Annotated in this window: 10 protein-coding genes; 5 read left to right on the top strand and 5 right to left on the bottom strand. The window is 73.5% G+C overall.

Annotated features, from left to right (window positions below; genetic code table 11):
* Positions 1-248: 248 nt before the first annotated feature.
* Positions 249-839 carry a Uma2 family endonuclease gene (locus WMF12_RS24120; RefSeq protein ID WP_437873823.1) on the top strand — a complete coding sequence of 197 codons (591 nt, stop codon included), beginning with the start codon at positions 249-251 and terminating at the stop codon, positions 837-839.
* Between the two features lie 73 nt (positions 840-912).
* Here WMF12_RS24120 and WMF12_RS24115 read toward each other — a convergent pair whose 3' ends face one another.
* Positions 913-1,947 carry a serine/threonine-protein kinase gene (locus WMF12_RS24115; protein WP_437873822.1) on the bottom strand — a complete coding sequence of 345 codons (1,035 nt, stop codon included), beginning with the start codon at positions 1,945-1,947 and terminating at the stop codon, positions 913-915.
* Between the two features lie 352 nt (positions 1,948-2,299).
* Positions 2,300-3,856 carry a PLP-dependent aminotransferase family protein gene (locus tag WMF12_RS24110; protein WP_437873821.1) on the bottom strand — a complete coding sequence of 519 codons (1,557 nt, stop codon included), beginning with the start codon at positions 3,854-3,856 and terminating at the stop codon, positions 2,300-2,302.
* Between WMF12_RS24110 and WMF12_RS24105 the strand changes: the two genes are divergently transcribed.
* Together WMF12_RS24105 and WMF12_RS24100 are read left to right on the top strand one after the other, a co-directional pair.
* Positions 3,855-4,397, top strand: a complete 543-nt coding sequence (locus WMF12_RS24105) for a DoxX family protein (RefSeq protein ID WP_437873820.1) — start codon at positions 3,855-3,857, stop codon at positions 4,395-4,397. The two genes, WMF12_RS24110 and WMF12_RS24105, sit on opposite strands and share 2 nt — an antisense overlap.
* A gap of 37 nt (positions 4,398-4,434) precedes the next feature.
* On the top strand, positions 4,435-8,025 hold the full coding sequence (locus WMF12_RS24100) for an SNF2-related protein (protein ID WP_437873819.1): 3,591 nt from the start codon (positions 4,435-4,437) through the stop codon (positions 8,023-8,025).
* 72 nt (positions 8,026-8,097) lie between these two features.
* Here WMF12_RS24100 and WMF12_RS24095 read toward each other — a convergent pair whose 3' ends face one another.
* From WMF12_RS24095 to WMF12_RS24085, 3 genes are all read right to left on the bottom strand, one after another.
* Positions 8,098-8,688: a Uma2 family endonuclease gene (locus tag WMF12_RS24095; RefSeq protein WP_437873818.1), complete on the bottom strand. Its 591-nt coding sequence runs from the start codon at positions 8,686-8,688 to the stop codon at positions 8,098-8,100.
* A 93-nt stretch (positions 8,689-8,781) separates the two neighbouring features.
* Complete coding sequence (locus tag WMF12_RS24090; protein ID WP_437873817.1) at positions 8,782-9,468, bottom strand: MATE family efflux transporter; 687 nt, start codon at positions 9,466-9,468, stop codon at positions 8,782-8,784.
* On the bottom strand, positions 9,405-9,710 hold the full coding sequence (locus WMF12_RS24085; RefSeq protein WP_437873816.1) for an MATE family efflux transporter: 306 nt from the start codon (positions 9,708-9,710) through the stop codon (positions 9,405-9,407). Before WMF12_RS24085 ends, WMF12_RS24090 begins: the two co-directional genes overlap by 64 nt.
* A gap of 178 nt (positions 9,711-9,888) precedes the next feature.
* Here WMF12_RS24085 and WMF12_RS24080 point away from each other — a divergent pair, with 178 nt between their 5' ends.
* On the top strand, positions 9,889-10,794 hold the full coding sequence (locus tag WMF12_RS24080; RefSeq protein ID WP_437873815.1) for a hypothetical protein: 906 nt from the start codon (positions 9,889-9,891) through the stop codon (positions 10,792-10,794).
* Positions 10,795-11,665: 871 nt separating this feature from the next.
* Positions 11,666-16,861, top strand: a complete 5,196-nt coding sequence (locus tag WMF12_RS24075; protein ID WP_437873814.1) for an nSTAND1 domain-containing NTPase — start codon at positions 11,666-11,668, stop codon at positions 16,859-16,861.
* Positions 16,862-17,251: the final 390 nt, after the last annotated feature.

Here is a 17,251-nt window from a genome sequence, read left to right as displayed (position 1 = left end):
GGTGAGCTGGAATGTCTGCCTGATCAAATTACGATGATTGTCCAGGGCACGCTTCTTCAAACTCGAGCAGGCCCTCTCGCTCACCCTGCTCCAACTTCGCTCTCACCAGCAATAGGGACGCTCGTGGACTGTTGGCACTGGCGGTCGCCGTCGTGCCCCCGCGTCGATGAGCGCCCCGGCCGGCGCGCCGCCGGACCCCTGCTCCTCGCCGCCTTGCCGCGCCGCGCGTCCCCGGGCAGGCTTCCGCCATGGGCCAGCCCGCCGCCAAGCAGCGCCGCGCGACGTACGCCGACCTCGAAGCCGTCCCGCCGAACAAGGTGGCGGAGCTCATCGCGGGCACCTTGCACGTGTTCCCCAGGCCGGCGCCGCCTCATGCGCGCGCATCGTCTCGCCTCGGCATCGAGCTCGGCGGTCCGTTCGATGCAGGGAAGGGGGGTCCTGGCGGCTGGTGGATCCTGGACGAGCCCGAACTGCACTTCCCGGACCCAGCGCTGCCGGGCGAGGTGGACGCGGTCGTACCGGACATCGCTGGCTGGCGTCGAGAACGCATGCCCGAGCTGCCCACGACGGCTTTCTTCCCGCTCGCCCCGGATTGGGTCTGCGAGGTGCTGAGCCCTTCGACCGAGGACGTGGACCGCGACGAGAAGATGCCGATCTATGCGCGCGAGGGCATGCGGCACGCATGGCTGGTCGACCCGATCGCCCGGACGTTGGAGGTCTTCTCGCTCGCCCCGGGTCGGGGGTGGGGGCCCGCCGTCGTCCACCGCGACGCCGCTCGCGTCCGCCTTGAGCCCTTTGAGGCGATCGAGCTCGATCTCTCGGTCCTCTGGGCGAAGTAGCCGGCCACCGTCCCGAGTTCCTGGACGGCCCCGCCCGCTTCCTGACGAGACGGACGCGGCGCGAAATCCGCGCTCAGGGCGTTGTGCCCTGGCGTTCCAGCAGGCGCGCCGTCATCGCCTGCGCGGCGTCGGCGACGCGGGCGGCAGCGCGCGCCGCGTCGCTGACCACCTCGTCCACGCGGCGCGCGCCGTCGCTCCCGGCCCGCCCCCAGAGCAGCGCCGCGGGCAGCGCGATCCCGAGCGCCAGCGCCGCTCCGGCCGCCGCGACGCGCCAGCGCCGCCTCCGCGGCGCTGCCGGCGGCGCCACCGGCACCCCCGCCGCGGCCTCGAAGGAGGAGATCATCGCATGGACGCTGGGGAACCGCTCCGACGGGCTGATGGCGAAGGCGCGCGCGAACCACGCCTCCAGGGCGGGCGGCGCTCCCGGGCACAACGTGGCCAGCGGGGGGCGCCCGCTGACCAGGATGGCCGCGAGCACCGCCGCCAGGTTGCGGCCCGGAAACGGCTGCCGCCCGGTCAGCGCCTCGTGCGCGACGACGGCGAGCGACCACATGTCGAGCTGCGGGCCGCCCAGGCCATCACACGTGTGCTCCGGGCTCAGGTACGCCGGCGTGCCCAGCACCACGCCGTCCGCGGTGCGGCGGCGGAAATCGGCCGGACGATCCTGGCCGACCCACTTGGCGATCCCGAAGTCGGTGATCTTGGCGCAGAGATGGCCGTCGCTCCCCTCGACGAGCAGGATGTTCGACGGCTTGATGTCCCGGTGCACGACGCCGAGGCCGTGCGCCGCCGACAGCGCCTCTCCCAGCTGCCGGAGCAGCGACGCGAGCTCGACGGCGGGGATCGTCCCTCGCTCCTCCAAGAGCTGACGCAGCGACCTGCCGCGCACGTGCTCCATCACGATGTACGGGCCCGCCGCCAGGTCCTCGCCGGCGTCGAGCACGGCGACGACGCCGCGGGTCTTCTGTCCGAGCTGCGCCGCGACCCGCGCCTCCAGGCGGAACCGCTCGATCGCATCGACGTTCCGCCCGCCCCGCGCCACCGTGAGGAACTTCAGCGCGACATCGGCGCGCCGGACGCCGTCGTGCGCGCGCCAGACCTCGCCCATCGCGCCGCGCCCGAGCAGCTGATCGACCTGGTAACGCCCGTCGATGAGGCGGCCTCGCAGCCGTACGGAGCGGCGCGAAGAGGCTGGGCGGGAGTCTGCCGGTCGATCAGCGAGCGCGACCGCGGCGCGCGCGCTGTCTCTCCTCTGGGAGTCAGGTTGTGAATCGAACGAGGAAGGATGGAACACGATCGAGCACCTCCGTGCCGCCTCTGTGTCCCAGCCACGTCGGTGTCCCTTCCGGGCGACGCGCTGGAGCCAGGGACCGGGGCATGCCCAGAGCGTATCGCGAACATGCGACCCTGGGAATCCCGGACAGCGCACTTCCAGCAGAGTGCCAATCGCGGATACGCACTCACAAGGTCGTACGGCCGCGCTGGATGTCGGGCCGGGCGCGCAGCGTGGCGCAGAGCCGGCGCGTCGCCTCGCGCAGCTCGCCTTCGTCGAGCGACGCGAAACCGAGCCGCGCGGCGCGCGCTTCGCCCCCGCGGAAGCTGAAGCGCGCGCCGGGGTAGAACCCCACCCCGTGCCGGGGGGCGGCGCGCGCCGCGACCTCGGTGTCCACGCCCTCGGGGAACGAGACCCAGAGGCTCATCCCACCGGCGGGGACGGCGAGCTCCGCGGCGCCGCCCAGCTCGGCCCGGAGCGCCTCGGCGAGCGCGTTCCGCCGCGCCTCGTACACGCGCCGCATCTTGCGCGCGTGGCGCGAGAGGAGCCCGTCCTCGATCAGCGCGGCCACGGCCCGCTCGAGCGCCGGGCTGCCGTGTCGGTCGGCGCGCATGCGCTGCATCGCGAGCGCCTCGACGAGCGGCCGCGGCCCGGCCACCCACCCGAGGCGCAGCCCCGGCGCGAGGATCTTCGACAGCGTGCCGACGTAGATCACCGCGCCCATGTCCGTGGCCGCGAGCGGCAGGATCGGGCGGCCGTCGTAGTGGAACTCGAAATCGTAATCGTCCTCGAGGACGGCGATCCGTCGCGCGCGCGCGACGTCGAGCAGCTGGAGCCGCCGCGCCGTGGACAGCGTGACCGTGGTCGGGAACTGGTGGTGCGGCGTCAGGTACAGGAGCCGCACCGCCCGCCGCGCGGCGAGCGCCTCCAGCGCGTCGACGCGCAATCCATCGCCGTCGACGGCGACGGGCAGGAGCTCGGCGCCGGTCGACGCCAGCGCGTCCCAGGCCGGCGGATAGCCGGGGTCCTCGACCGCGACCGCGTCGCCCGGCCCGAGGAGCCGGCGCGCGACCAGATCGATCGCGCCCTGGCTGCCCGCCGTGACGAGGAGGTGGTCCTCGTCGCACGCGAGCCCGCGCGTCTCCCGCAGCAGCGCCGCGAGCGCGCGCCGGAGGTGCACGTCGCCCCGCGGATCGCTGTACCCGAGCGCCGCCCGGCCGCCTGCGCGCGCCGCCGCCCGGTAGGCTCGGGCCAGCTCGTCGGCGGGCGCCAGGCGAAGGTCGGGCAGCCCCGCCCCGAAGTGGAGCACGCCCCGGCGCGCCGGATCCGGCGCGAAGGTGCGCCACGCGGGGCGGGCGGGGACGTCGTAGCCGAGCTCGCCCCGGGGCGCTGCCACCCCGCGCGGGCGCGGCGGCAGCGCCGCGGAGACGCGCGTGCTGCGCTCGGCGGAGCTGAGCCAGCCCTCGGCCTCGAGCTCGTCGTACGCGGCCAGCACGGTGTTGCGGTGCACCCCGAGCGTCTGCGCCAGCGTGCGCGACCCGGGCAGCACCGCGCCGGGCCGGAGCCTCCCGCGGCCGATGTCCGCGGCGATCCCCCGGGCGATCTGCCGGAACAGCGGCTCCGCCGAGCCCGGGTCGAGCGAGACGGGGAAGGTCCACGGGCGCATGGTCCAGCCATCATGCCAGAAATGGACCTCCTCGCTGGACCACCCCGGATCCAGCTTCCGGGGCGAAAGAGGAGCCATGACCATCTCGCATTCCGCGCCGCGCCCCGCTGATCCAGCCGCCGCTTTCGCCGCCCGCCAGCTGCGCCTCGCCCCGCCGTGGGCCTCGCCCCGCTTCGCCTGGGCGAGCGCGCTGCTGCTCCGGCTGGGCCTCGCCGCCGCGTTCCTGTCGGCGGTCGCCGACCGCTTCGGCCTGTGGGGCCCACCCGGCACCGGCAACGTGGCCTGGGGCGAGTGGGGCCGCTTCGTGGCGTACACCGGCGCGATCAACCCGTGGGCGCCGGCCTGGATGGTCCCGGCGCTGGCCTGGTCGGCGACCGCGCTGGAGACGGCGCTCGGCGTCGGCCTGCTCGCGGGCGTGCGCACGCGGGCGCTCGCGTTCGCGAGCGGGATGCTGCTGCTCGCGTTCGCGCTGGCGATGACCTTCTCGGGGCGCGGCGTCGAGGCGGTGCTCTCGTACTCGGTCTACACGGCCGCGGGCGGGGCGCTGCTGCTTGCGGCAGCGCCCGCCGTGCCCCACAGCGCGCTCGCTCCCGGGGGCCAGCGCGCCGGAACCCCTTGAACCGGGCCCTCGCACCGACGACGTTACGCCGCCCGTCATGCCCGGCGACCCCCAGGCCGTCCCCCCCGTAGCCCCTGCGGCGCCCTTCGAGACCCGCGCGGCCCTCCTCGCCTGGCTCGCGCAGCACGGCGTCGCGCACCTGGCCCGGCTGAGCCTCGAGGCGGTGGCGCCGCGCGTCGACCCCACGCTCTGGCCCGAGCTCCAGCTCCTCGGCGCGCGGCGGCGCCTCATCGACCTCGCGAGCGCCGAGTCGCTCGCGGGCGCGCTCGCGTGGCTCGCGCCCTCGCGCCTCCGCGACGTCCTGCCGCCGCTCGTCGCTCGCTTCCTGGAGGACGAGCGCGACGATGCCGCGCTCGCGCGCGCCGCGGCGCCGTCGCTGCTGCGGCCGCCCGACGAGCCGCGGGCCCTGTCGGCGCACGAGCGGCTCTGCGAGCTGCGCGCGCGCGTGCCGGAGGCGGCGGCCCCGCGCCCCGAGCGGGCGCTCCGGGCCGCCGCGCTGCGATTCGACGCCGCGCTCCCCGGCTTTCGCCTCGACGACCCGCGGCCCTTCGAGGCGCACCGCGCGGGCGCCGGCTTCGTCAGGCCGGAGGCGCGGCTGACCCTCGCGCCCGGGGCCCTCCGCGCCGAGTGCGACTGCGGCGCGGCCGGCTGCGTGCACGTGCTCGCGGCCATCGACGCCGCGCTGCTCTGGCTCCGCCAGCCCCCGAGCGAGGCCTTCTTCCAGGCGCTCGACGAGCTCGGCCGCCCCGCCTGGGAGCGCGCCTTGCTGGCGCTCGACAGGGCCCTCGACGAGGGCCCGGGGGCGCGCGGCGGCGTCGAGCTCTCCTTCCGGCTGGACGTCGTCGAGGCGGCCGGCGTCGTGGTCGCGCCCTGGATCCACCGGCTGGGCAAGAAGGCGCAGCGCGGCGCCGGGGCGCGGCTCGGCAAGAAGCGCCTCCTGCTGGAGCACGGCGGAAAGCTCTCCCCCGAGGACGCCCGCGTCGCGTCCCTCCTGCCCGAAGGCAACGCCTTCGCCTCGCGGGCGCTGCTCGACGCGCTCATCGGCCACCCGCGCCTCTTCCTCGACGAGGCGCCCGACGTCGCCGTGCGCATCGAGCGCGCGCCGGTGGGCGTCGTGGCCGAGGAGCGCCGCGGCGCCGTGCGGGTGAGCGCCGGCGTCGAGGGCACGGCGCTGCCCCCTGCGCTGCTCGATCGCGCGCGCCGGGCCCGGCCCGAGGAGGTGCTGTTCCTCTGGGACTGGGACAAGGGCGCGCGGCGGCTCACGCTGCTCGACGTCAAGGCCGAGATCCGGGCGCTGCTCGACGTGCTCGCGCGCGAGGGCGACGTCTTCCCGCCCGAGAGCCACGGCGCGCTGCTCGCCGCGCTCTCGCGGTGGGCGCTGCGCGTGCCCGTGGCCATGCCGCGCAGCGTGATGGGCGAGTCGGTCCCGCCGGAGCTGCTCCCGGTGCTGCGGCTCACGGCCCAGCCCCGCGGCGCCGTGGAGGTCGAGCTGCGCGTGCGGCCGCTCGCGGACGCCCCGCCCCTCGTGCCGGGCGCGGGCGCGCGCGACGTCCACGTGCGGCGCGGCGACCGGGCCCTGCACGCGGTGCGCGACCTGCGCCGGGAACAGGACTTCGCCGCCGCGCTCGCCGCCGAGCTCCCGCTCGCCGGGGCCGAGCCGTTCGAGGATCGCCCGTTCCACTACCGCTTCGCCAGCGCGCAGGGCGCGCTCGATCTGCTCGCGGCCTGCGCGCGGCGCGAGCCGCCCCCGGAGCTCGAGTGGGTCGGCGAGCCCCTGCGCGTCGTGGGCGACGGGGGCCCCCGCGCGCTCAAGGTCGTCCTCGAGAAGCGGCGCGAGTGGTTCGGCGCCCTCGGCGGCCTGAGCGTCGCGGGAGAGCGCGTGGAGCTGGCCCGGCTGCTCGATTCGGCGCGCCGCCACGAGCGCTACGTGCAGGTCGAGGCCACCACCTACGTGGAGCTGGGCGAGGCCCTGCGCGCCCACCTCGAGCGCCTGGCCGATCACGTCCACGACTCCCCGCACGGCCTCTCGGTGGGCCCCTCGGCCGCCGCGGTGCTGTGGGAGCTCGAGCGGGCCGGCGCCGCGATCGAGGCGGACGGCGCGTTCCGGGGGCTCGTCGAGCGGGTCGTGGCCGCCGGCGAGCTCTGCCCCGCCGCGCCGGCGGCGCTCGCGGGTGAGCTCCGCCCTTACCAGCTCGACGGGTACCGCTGGCTCGTGCGGCTCGCGGCCTGGGGCGCGGGGGGCGTGCTCGCCGACGACATGGGCCTCGGCAAGACGGTGCAGGCGCTCGCCGTCCTGATCGAGCGCGGCGAGCGCGGGCCGGCGCTCGTCGTCGCGCCCACCTCGGTGGCCTTCAACTGGCAGGACGAGGCGCGGCGCTTCGCGCCTTCCCTCCGCCTCACGCTCTACGCGGACGAGGCCGATCGCGACGGCGCGCTCGCGCGGCTCGGCCCCGGCGACGTGCTGGTGCTCAGCTACGGCCTGCTCGTGCGCGACGCCGCGCGCCTCGCGGCGCGGCGCTTCGCCACCGTCGTCTTCGACGAGGCGCAGAGCCTGAAGAACGCGACCACCCAGCGCTTCCGCGCCGCGAGGGCGCTCCAGGCGGACTTCACGTTCGCGCTCTCGGGCACGCCGATCGAGAACCACCTCGGCGAGCTCTGGAGCCTCTTCGCGCTCGTCTTCCCCGGCCTCCTGGGCGGCTGGGACGCGTTCCGCGACCGCTACGCCATGCCGATCGAGCGGCAGATCGACCCTGCCGCGGGGCCCGCGCTCGCGCGCGTGCTCGCCCCGTTCCTCCTCCGGCGGACCAAGGCGCAGGTGGAGGCCGAGCTGCCGGCGCGCACCGAGGTGCGCGTGCCGGTCGTGCTCTCGGGCGCCGAGTGGCAGCTGTACGAGGACGCGCGCCTCGCGGCGCTGTCCGACCTCGAGACGCCCCGGGCGGTCCGGCGCGAGCAGGAGCGGCGCGTCGAGGTGCTGGCGGCGCTCACGCGCCTCAGGCTGCTCGCGTCGCACCCGCGCCTCTACGACGCGCGCTCGACGCTCGACTCGTCCAAGCTCGCGCGCTTCCTCGGGCTCGTCGAGGAGCTGTGCGCGGAGGGGCAGCGCGCGCTCGTGTTCAGCCAGTTCACGTCGCACCTCGCGCTGGTGCGCGAGGCGCTCGAGGCGCGCGGCGTCGCGTACGTCTACCTCGACGGCGAGACGCCCCGGAAGGCCCGGGCCGAGCGGGTGCGCGAGTTCCAGGAGGGGTCGGCGCCGCTCTTTCTGATCTCGCTGAAGGCGGGGGGGTTCGGCATCAACCTCACGGCGGCCACCAACGTGATCCACCTCGACCCCTGGTGGAACCCCGCGGTCGAGGATCAGGCCTCGGACCGGGCGCACCGCCTGGGCCAGCGGCGGCCGGTCACCATCTATCGCCTGGTGGCGCTCGGGACGATCGAGGAGAAGATGCTGTCGCTGCACGCGGAGAAGCGCTCGCTCGTGGCGCAGGTGCTCGGCGGCAAGGACACCGCCGGCAAGCTCTCGACGCAGGAGCTCGTCGGCCTGCTCTCGGCGCGGCTCCGGGGGCCGGACGGCGGCGAGGGCGGGGACGGCGAGCTCTCGGACTCAAGTCCTCCGAGTCGCGCTCTTTGACTCGGGATCTCTGACTCGGGATCTCTGTCTCGTGCCGTCCGACTTCCGCTCTCCGTGGACCGAAGGTGGGCGCTACGTCGCCCAGAGAACGGCGAGATCGAGCTCGATGGCCTGGAAGGGCGTGGCGCGGACGCTCGCGGTGTCGCGGTGGGTGGCGATCGGTTCCCAGCTGCGATCCGCGGCGAACGTGAAGATCTCCAGGGTCCGCTGGAGGGGCGCGATCAGCCAGACGTGCCGCACGCCCTCGCGCGCGTAGACGGGCATCTTCTCCTTGCGATCGTGCTGCTCGGTCGAGGGGCTCAGGACCTCGCAGATCCAGTCCGGAGCGAGCGAGAAGTAGGGCGTGTCGGGGAGCTCGGGCATGCGCTCCCGGCGCCACCCGGCGAGATCCGGCACGACGACATCCACGTCGCCTGGCGAGGCCGGATCGGGGAAGTGGATCTCGGGCTCGTCCAGGATCCACCAGCCGCCCGGGCCGTTCTTGCCGTGATCGAAGGGACCGCCGAGCTCGATGCCCAGGCTCGACGCGGCGCGCGCGTGCCGCGGCGCTGGCCGGGGGAAGAGGTGAAGCTCGCCGCCGAGGAGCTCTGCCACCTTGTTCGGCGGCGCCGCCTCGATGTCGGCGTACGTCGCGCGTCGGCGCTTCTCGGCGGGATGGCCCATGGGTCCAGCGTGCCCTGGGGGGGGCGGCGAAGCAAGTTGCGAGCCCCAGGCCTCCGCGCAGGGCGGCCGGTCCGCGCACGCGCTTCGCCGCCCTCACGCCTCTCCGACCTCGCTCGCAAACGCCTGCGCTGGGTCGGCCTGCCTCGCCGCGCCGCCCGGAGGCGCCTTCTGGACGAGGGCCCGCTTCCATCGCCCCGAGGCGTAGTAGGCCGTGCCGGCGATCATCGACACGACGAAGCTCGCCGCGATGGCGTACCAGACGCCCTTCACGTTGCGCAGCTCGCGCGAGAGCCAGTACGCGAGCGGGGCGCGGACGACCCAGAGGCTGAGCAGCGTCGTCGCGGTCGTGATCATGGTCGCGCCGGCGCCGTTGATGATGCCGTTGCTGACGAAGGTCAGGCCGAAGAACACGTAGCACGCGCCGACCGTGTGCAGGTACGACACGCCGAGCTCGATGACGGCCGGATCGGTGATGAACACCCTGAGGAGCGCCTCGGGGAACGCGACCGCCACCGCCGAGATGAGGAGCGTCATGCCGCCGCTGAACACGCACCCCCACGCGAAGATCTCGCGCACGCGGCCGTGGTGCCCCGCTCCCAGGTTCTGCCCGGCGAGCGTCGATATCGCCATCCCCATGTTGATCGCCGGCAGGAAGGCGATCTGGTCGATGCGCGAGGCCGCGCCGAACGCGGCGGTCGCGACCTCCCCGAACCCGTTCACGATCCCCGTGACGACGACCATGCCCAGCGCCACCACCGACTGCTGGACGGCCGCCGGCACGAGACGAGGATGTTCGTTGCCAGGGTCATCCCCATCCCGACGCCGAAGATGGTGAAGATGATCGGGAAGCTCACGGTGACGGCCGCCAGGGCCGCCGTGCCCAGGTACTGACCGACCCAGATGGCGTTGATGAAGCTGTAGGTCGTCTGAAGGAAGCCCCCGATCAGCATCGGAAGCGAGAACGTCACGATATGCCTCGGGATGCTGCCCGTCGTCAGATCGCTTCCAAACTTCGATTGCATCAGGTTCCTCGCCTGGGAGCGGGTGGAGAGCGGCCTCGTGGTGGGCTGTTCGAGCGCGGCGTAACGTAGTGAACGCGCGGCGACAGTCCACCACGAGGCCGCTGGCGCGCAGCTTGCAATCGGCCGACGCCGCTGAGCGCTCCAGCCCTGTCCACGAGCGCCAGCGAGGAGAAACGACATGCCGAAAGCGAAGTTCGCGAGCGCTTCCCGGAATCCGGGAGCGCGGCCCGCGCCGTCCGGGCCCTCCGAGGCGTCCCTGCCGCTGGCGCTCACCGCGGCCGAGCAGGATCTCCTGGGTCGCGCTCTCCGGTTCCTCGTCAACGTCCAGGCCGCGCCCTTCATCGCGCGGGCGCGTCGCGAGGGCTACGCGGCGAACGAGCACCGCGAGGGGTGGCGGCTATTCAAGCTCGCCTCGGGCGAGCAGCGCCCGCTCGAGCACCTCTTCGCGGACGCCGCGGTGGAGGCCGCGAGCGGCGGAGGCGTCGAGGGCGCCGAGCGGATGCAGATGCTCCGGGAGGTCGACGTCTTCGAGAACACGTGGTTCCCGCGCACGCGCGCGATCATCCGCCGCGTGGTGGCGCGCGAGCGGCGCGACGGCTTCGAGGCCGCGTTCTTCAAGCACCTGGAGCCGCAGCCGCTCGGGTCGACGGTGACCATGTCGGTCGGGACGTACCTCCGCCGCCTGGAGGGGCTCGCCAGGAACAGCGATGGCGACGCGAAGAAGGTCCACAGGATGCTCGCGGCGCGCGGGCTGACCGAGGCGAAGGTGCAGCAGGTGCGCGATCTGCTGGCGAAGCTCGAGGCCGGCGCCGGGGCTCAGGCGCAGCCGCCCCGGGTGCCGGCGGCCGAGCTGGCGAGGGCCTGGCGGGAGCAACGGGAGGGGCTCGAGGGCCTGCGGGGCTGGTTCAACGACTGGGCGACGACGCTGCGGCAGGTCTTCCCGGTGAAGGCGCAGATCCAGCTCGGCCTCACGGCCGTGAGGCACACGGCGGCCGCCGGAGAGGTGATCGAGGAGGACGTGTCACTCGACGAGGACGAGGGCGCCGAGGGCGAGGTCACCGGCGCGGAGCCGCCGCTCGGCTGACGCTCCTCGGCCGCCGCGGTGCCGGACGGGCGCCCTCGGCGCTCACGCTGCCAGCGCAGGTCCCGCGCGCAGGCGCACAGGCCACACCGGTGGCGGGTGACGGGAGCCCGCGCGGCGCCAGGCCGCGGACGCGGCTACGCAACCGCTTGCTCTCTTCCGCAATGGTTTGCGGTATCCAGCAAAAGGTCGCGCTCGGAGGGCCCCGGCGGAACGTCCCGCACGGCACGAGCACGGCTGCGTGCAGGGGGCCGCGCTGCAAGGGAGACTCGCCCCGTCGACTGGGCTCGTCATCCGAGCCACGACTCGGTTCTTCGTCTGAACCACGATTCGGGCTCGTCGCCTGAGCCATCCCTGGGCCCGTCGCCCGAGCCACAGCCCGTCTCCTCGCCTGAGCCACAGCCCGTCTCCTCGCCTGAGCCACAGCCCGTCTCCTCGCCTGAGCCACAGCCCGTCTCCTCGCCTGAGTCTGAGCCATGACTGGGCTCGTCACCCGAGCGCTGACTGGGCTCGTCGCCTGAGCCACAGCCCGGCTCCTCGCGTGTGCCACGGCTCGGTGCCTGGGAATTGCCGCAATGCCGAGCGGCCTGAAATGGCGGAAGAAAAGGAGGAGAACGACGGGAGCCCTTGTGTGAAGGAGAGGGGCTGACGCATCCGAGGCGCCGACACCGGACGATGTGGGGGGGTATGCTATAGAACCTTCCAACAGGCAGCGACGGTTGGCTGCTTGAGCATCGGTCCGGGTACGCCATCGGGTTCTCTCGCCAGAGCGGCGCGACGAGCTCGACATTCGGGAGCGTTGCGTGTCGACAGGGGGTGGGGACGTTTCACCCGGAGCCGCCGCGCGGGCGTGGCAGCGATCGGAGGGGCCAGGATGAGCCGCGAGACCCTCGCGCCAGGGACGGTGTTCCAGGGTCGCTATGAGATCCTGTCCTGCTGCCGAGCGAGCGGCCGAACCGTCGTTTACAGGGGCCGGCGCATCGGGGGCGGTCGGCCGATCGTCCTCCAGATCCTCCATCTGCCTCGCGATGGAGACGGCGGGCACCATGCGCGGCGCTCCATCTCGCGGTTCCTGCGGGAGATGCGCTCTGGCACGCGGCTCCACCACGCTCCGATCGTCCGGCCCGTCGACTGGGGGCATGCCGGCGAGGGGCGGCTCTATACCGTCTTCGAGCTCATGCCGGGACACACCCTGCGGGAGGTGATGCCCTCGCAGGACGACCCGCAGCAGCATGCGCTCGGCGCGACCCTGCCGCAGGCGACGCTCGAGCTCGAGGAGACCCCGCGCCGCGACGCCGAGGCCCGGGAGCAGAGACAGCCGGGCCGGCCGGGATCGAGCGGAATGCGCGGCGAGCGTGGCGAACCGGCCGAGACCACGCTCGCGCTCGCCGGCCTGGCACCCACGGAGGCGTCGGCCGGCGTGACGCCCGAGGAGCGAGCGCGCGAGGCCGCAGCGCCGTCGGTACACGACGCGCACGACGCGCACGGCTCAACCACGGTGGGGGGAGCGGCGCCGACGGGGCGCGGTCCGGGCTCCGCGCTGCCGGACGTCGGCGGCACGATCAAGCACTACGAGATCATCCGCAAGCTGGGCCGGGGCGGCATGGGGATCGTGTACCTGGCCCGCGACACGAAGCTCGGGCGCCTCGTCGCGATCAAGCTGCTGCTCGAGTTCAGCGGACAAGGAAACGAGCGCTTCCTGGACGAGGCGCGGGCCACGGCGCGCTGCCGTCACGAGAACATCGTGGTGATCCACGAGGTGGACGAGATCCGCGGACACCCGTACCTGGTGCTCGAGTACATCAAGGGCCGCACGCTGAGCGAATGGCTGACCCAGCGCGAGCACCCGAGCGCGCCAGGGCCGCTCGCCGCGATAGGGCCGTCCGGCCCGATGTCGCCCGGCCAGGTGGTGGAGCTGATGATCCCTGTGGTTCGCGCGCTGGTCTGCGCGCACGAGCTCGGGATCGTGCACCGCGATCTCAAGCCGGAGAACATCCTCATCGACGACGCAGGGAGCATCAAGGTGCTCGACTTCGGGATCGCGAAGCAGCTCGACGCCAGGGTGATGTCGACGCTCACGGGCACGCAGGCGACGCTCGCGCGAGGCCACGGCGAGGGCCACCGGAGCGGGCTCATCGGCACGCCGGCGTACATGTCGCCCGAGCAATTGCTGGGCGGGGACGTGGATCCTCGCAGCGACCTCTGGGCCGTGGGCATCCTGCTGTACACGCTGCTCGTGGGGACGCACCCGCTCGACCCGTTCTCGGTCGCGCGGCTCGCGGACATCGTGAAGCTCGATCTCCCCATGCCGCGCGTGAGCGCGCGGCGCCCGGACGTGGGCGCGCTCGGCGACCTTGTCGATCGGTGCTTGAAGAAGCGCAAGCACGAGCGCATCGGCTCGGCCAAGGAGCTGCTCGCGGAGCTGGAGGCGCTGCTGCCCGGTCGAAAGGCGCTCGAGCTGGGCGACGACGAGAGCCCGTTCGCGGGGCTGTCCGCGTTCCAGGAGTCGGACGCGCCGCGCTTCTTTGGCCGCGATCGCCAGATCGCCGCCACGACGACGCGGCTGCGCTACCAGCCGCTCCTCACGGTCGTCGGGCCGTCGGGGGCGGGCAAGTCGTCGTTCGTGCGCGCGGGGGTGATCCCTGCGTTGAAGCGCTCCAGTGAGCGGTGGGAGACGTTCATCGTGCGGCCGGGGCGCCGGCCGCTGTCGGCGCTCGTCGATGTGCTCGTGCAGGTGGCCGAGTCCGAGGTGGCCAGCACGGGGTCCGGGCCGCCCGAGCTCGCGGACCACGATGGGATCGTCGCCACGCTGCGCGCGCAGCCGGGGCACCTGGGCGCTCGGCTGCGCGCGCGCTGCCGCCGCGAGGGGACGAGGCACCATGTCCTGCTCTTCGTCGATCAGTTCGAGGAGCTGTACACGCTCGGCGCCAGCCGCGAGGAGCGGGCCGCGTTCGTGGCCTGCCTGGAAGGCGTGGCCGACGACGCGTCATCACCCCTGCGTGTGCTGCTCGCCGTCCGCTCGGATTTCCTCGATCACATGGCCGATGATCACGATTTCGTGATCGACGTGACGCGCGGTCTGTCGCTGCTGCCACCGATGGGGCGCGAGGGCCTGCGCGACGCGCTGACGAGGCCGCTGGAGGCGGCCGGTCATCGCTTCGAGACGCCCGAGATGATCGAGGACATGCTGGGCACGCTGGAGCTCACGCGGAGCCCGCTGCCGCTCTTGCAGTTCACGGCCGCGAAGCTGTGGGAGGCGCGGGATCGCGAGCACCGGCTGCTGACGCGAGACAGCTACGAGCGGCTGGGCGGCGTGGCCGGCGCCCTGTCCGGGCACGCGGACGCGGTGCTCTCGGCGCTGCCGGCGCGCGAGCAGCGGCTGGCCCGCGCGGTGCTCGTGCGCCTGGTCACGCCCGAGCGCACGCGCGCGGTGGTCAGCCTGGAGGAGCTCCATGGGGTGGCGCAGAACGGCGGGGGTCCTACGGGCGAGGCGATCGACCAGGTGGTCCAGCACCTGGCCGCTGCGCGGCTGCTGCTGATCGAGACCGGGGGCGAGCGCGAGGGCACGACGGTGGAGCTGGTGCACGAGTCGCTGATCGAGCGGTGGCCCAAGCTCCGGCAGTGGCTCGCCGAGGGCGAGCAAGACGCGCAGTTCCTGGCCCGGCTGCGCGCCTCGGCGCAGCAGTGGGAGGCGAGCGGCTGGGCCGAGGGGCTGCTCTGGCGTGACCGCGCGGCCCAGGACGCGAGGGCCTGGTACGAGCGCCGGCGCGCCGCGCAGGGCGCCGATGGACGAGCGGGGTTGAGCAAGCGCGAGGAGCGCTATCTCCTGGCCGTCGTGGAGCTCGCCGAGCGCGCGCGGCGCTTGCGACGGCAGCTTGCCGTGGGCGTGATCGCGACGCTCAGCGCGTTCGCGGTCATGGTGTCGTACCTGGCGATCCGCGCGCAGGCGGACGCGCTCCTGGCGCGCAATGCCACCCGCATGGCCGCGGCGCGCGAGCTGCAATCCGATCCCACGACGGTGCTGGCGCTCTTGCGGGAGGTCGAGCCGCCCGAGGTGCCGCGCGGGTGGGCCACCCTCGCGCGCTGGGCGCTGCACAGCTGGGTCGCGCGCGTGGTGCTCACCCATCCGGATTTCGTCATTCGCGCGGCGTTCAGCCCCGACGGCAAGCACATCGCGACGATCTGCGCGGACAGGGCCGTGCGGGTGTGGAACGCGGATGGCACGGGCGAGCCGCTGGTCCTTCGTGGCCACGACGCGCCGATCAACTCGGTGGCGTTCAGCCCGGACGGCGAGCGCATCGTGACGGCGTCGGACGACAGGACCGCGCGGGTGTGGCGCACGGAGGGTGCGGGCGAGCCGCTCGTCCTCCGCGGTCACGAGGACGGGGTCTATTCGGCGGCGTTCAGCCCCGATGGCGGGCGCATCGTGACGGCGTCGTTCGACCGGACCGCGCGGGTGTGGAAGGCGGACGGCACGGGCGAGCTCCTCGTCCTTCGGGGTCATGCGGAGCCCGTCTATTTCGCGGCGTTCAGCCTCGACGGCGGGCGCATCGTGACATCGTCGTTCGACCGGACCGCGCGGGTGTGGAAGGCGGATGGCACGGGCGAGCCGGTGGTCCTGCCCGGTCACGAGGATGCCGTCTACTCGGCGGCGTTCAGCCCGGATGGCAAGCGCGTCGTCACGGCGTCGTGGGACAAGACGGCGCGGGTGTGGAACGCCGATGGGTCGGGCGAGCCCCGGATCCTGCGCGGCCACGAGGATGTCGTCTACTCGGCGGCGTTCAGCCCGGATGGCGAGCGGATCGTCACGGCGTCGTGGGACAAGACGGCGCGGGTGTGGAACGCCGATGGGTCGGGGGAGTCTCGGATCCTGCGCGGCCACCAGGATCGGGTCTACTCTGCGGTGTTCAGCGCCGACGGCAGGCGCATCGTCACGGCGTCTTATGACAAGACGGCGCGGGTGTGGAACGCCGAGAGCACGGGTGAGCCCCTCAGCCTCCGTGGTCACGAGGATTCCGTCTCCTCGGCTGCGTTCAGCCCGGATGGCAAGCGCATCGTCACGGCGTCGTGGGACAGGACGGCGCGGGTGTGGAACGCCGAGGTCGCGGGGGCGCCCGTGATCCTCCGTGGCCACGAGGGGGAGGTGTTCTCGGCGGCGTTCAGCCCTGACGGCAAGCGCATCGTCACCGCGTCCGACGACAAGACGGCGCGTGTGTGGAACGCCGACGGCTCGGCGGAACCGCTGGTGATCCGTGCCCACGCGGACAGGGTTCGCTCGGCGGCGTTCAGCCCTGACGGCGAGCGCATCGTCACGGCGTCCTTTGACAAGACGGCGCGTGTGTGGAGCGCCGACGGATCTGGAGAGCCCGTGACGCTCCGTGGTCACGCGGACAGGGTGCGTTCGGCGGCGTTCAGCCCCGACGGCGAGCGCATCGTCACCGCCTCCTATGACAACACGGCGCGTGTGTGGAACGCCGATGGCACGGGCGAGCCCGTGGTCCTGCGAGGGCACGATCGTTGGGTCGTATCGGCGGCGTTCAGCCCTGACGGCAAGCGCATCGTCACGGCGTCGTGGGACAAGACGGCGCGGGTGTGGAACGCCGACGGCACAGGCAAGCCCGTGGTCCTGCGTGGTCATGAGCACCTGGTCAATGCTGCGGTGTTCAGCCCTGATGGCAAGTATGTCGTGACCGCGTCCGACGACAAGACGACGCGGATATGGAATGCCGACGGCACGGGCGAGCCCCTGGTGCTGCGCGGGTCCGATGCGTCCGTCAACGCGGTGGCGTACAGCCCCGATGGCAAGCGCATCGTCACCGGGTCCGACGACAAGGTCGCGCGGGTGTGGACCGACCTCGAGCCGCTCCGCGGCGTCGATGACCCGAAGCTGTGGACGGCGACGACCTACTGCATGCCCGTCGAGCGGAGGATCGAGCTCCTTCGTGTGCCCGAGTCGGCCGCCCGGGCGAGCCAGGAGGCCTGTCTGCGGCAGGTCGCCGCTGTCCGCGCGGCCGCGCCGAGGGGGCAGGCGGATTCGGGGGGCCGGCTGCGCGGCACGGCCGGCCGATGAGGAGCGTCGCTGCGTCGAGCGCGTGAGCGCGCCGAGGAAGCAGCGGGCTCTGGCGCTGCTCGCAGGTCCATGCTGCGTCTGGCGAGGAAAGCGCGAGAGCGTCGGGGGGTCGGAGATTGTCGGAAAGAGACCCGTCGAGACGTCGGGAGCGTCGATGTCGGGCGATGCGTGGGGGCGATGCTATAGATCATTGAGGACAGGCAGCGAGGCTGCCTGAGCATGGGATCGGGTATGGCGTCGAGCTCTCTCGTCAGGGAGGGGCGACAAGCTCGACCGTTGGGATCGCTGCTTGTCGATGCGGGGTGAGGATGTTTCGCCTGAAGCTGGCGAGCGAGGTGGCGGCGAGCGGAGGGGCCAGGATGAGCCGGCGGATCCTCGCGCCAGGGATGG

The organism is Sorangium sp. So ce363, assembly GCF_051520435.1.
Classification (GTDB): domain Bacteria; phylum Myxococcota_A; class Polyangia; order Polyangiales; family Polyangiaceae; genus Sorangium; species Sorangium cellulosum_B.
This window is presented reverse-complemented; position numbering and strand designations above follow the sequence as displayed.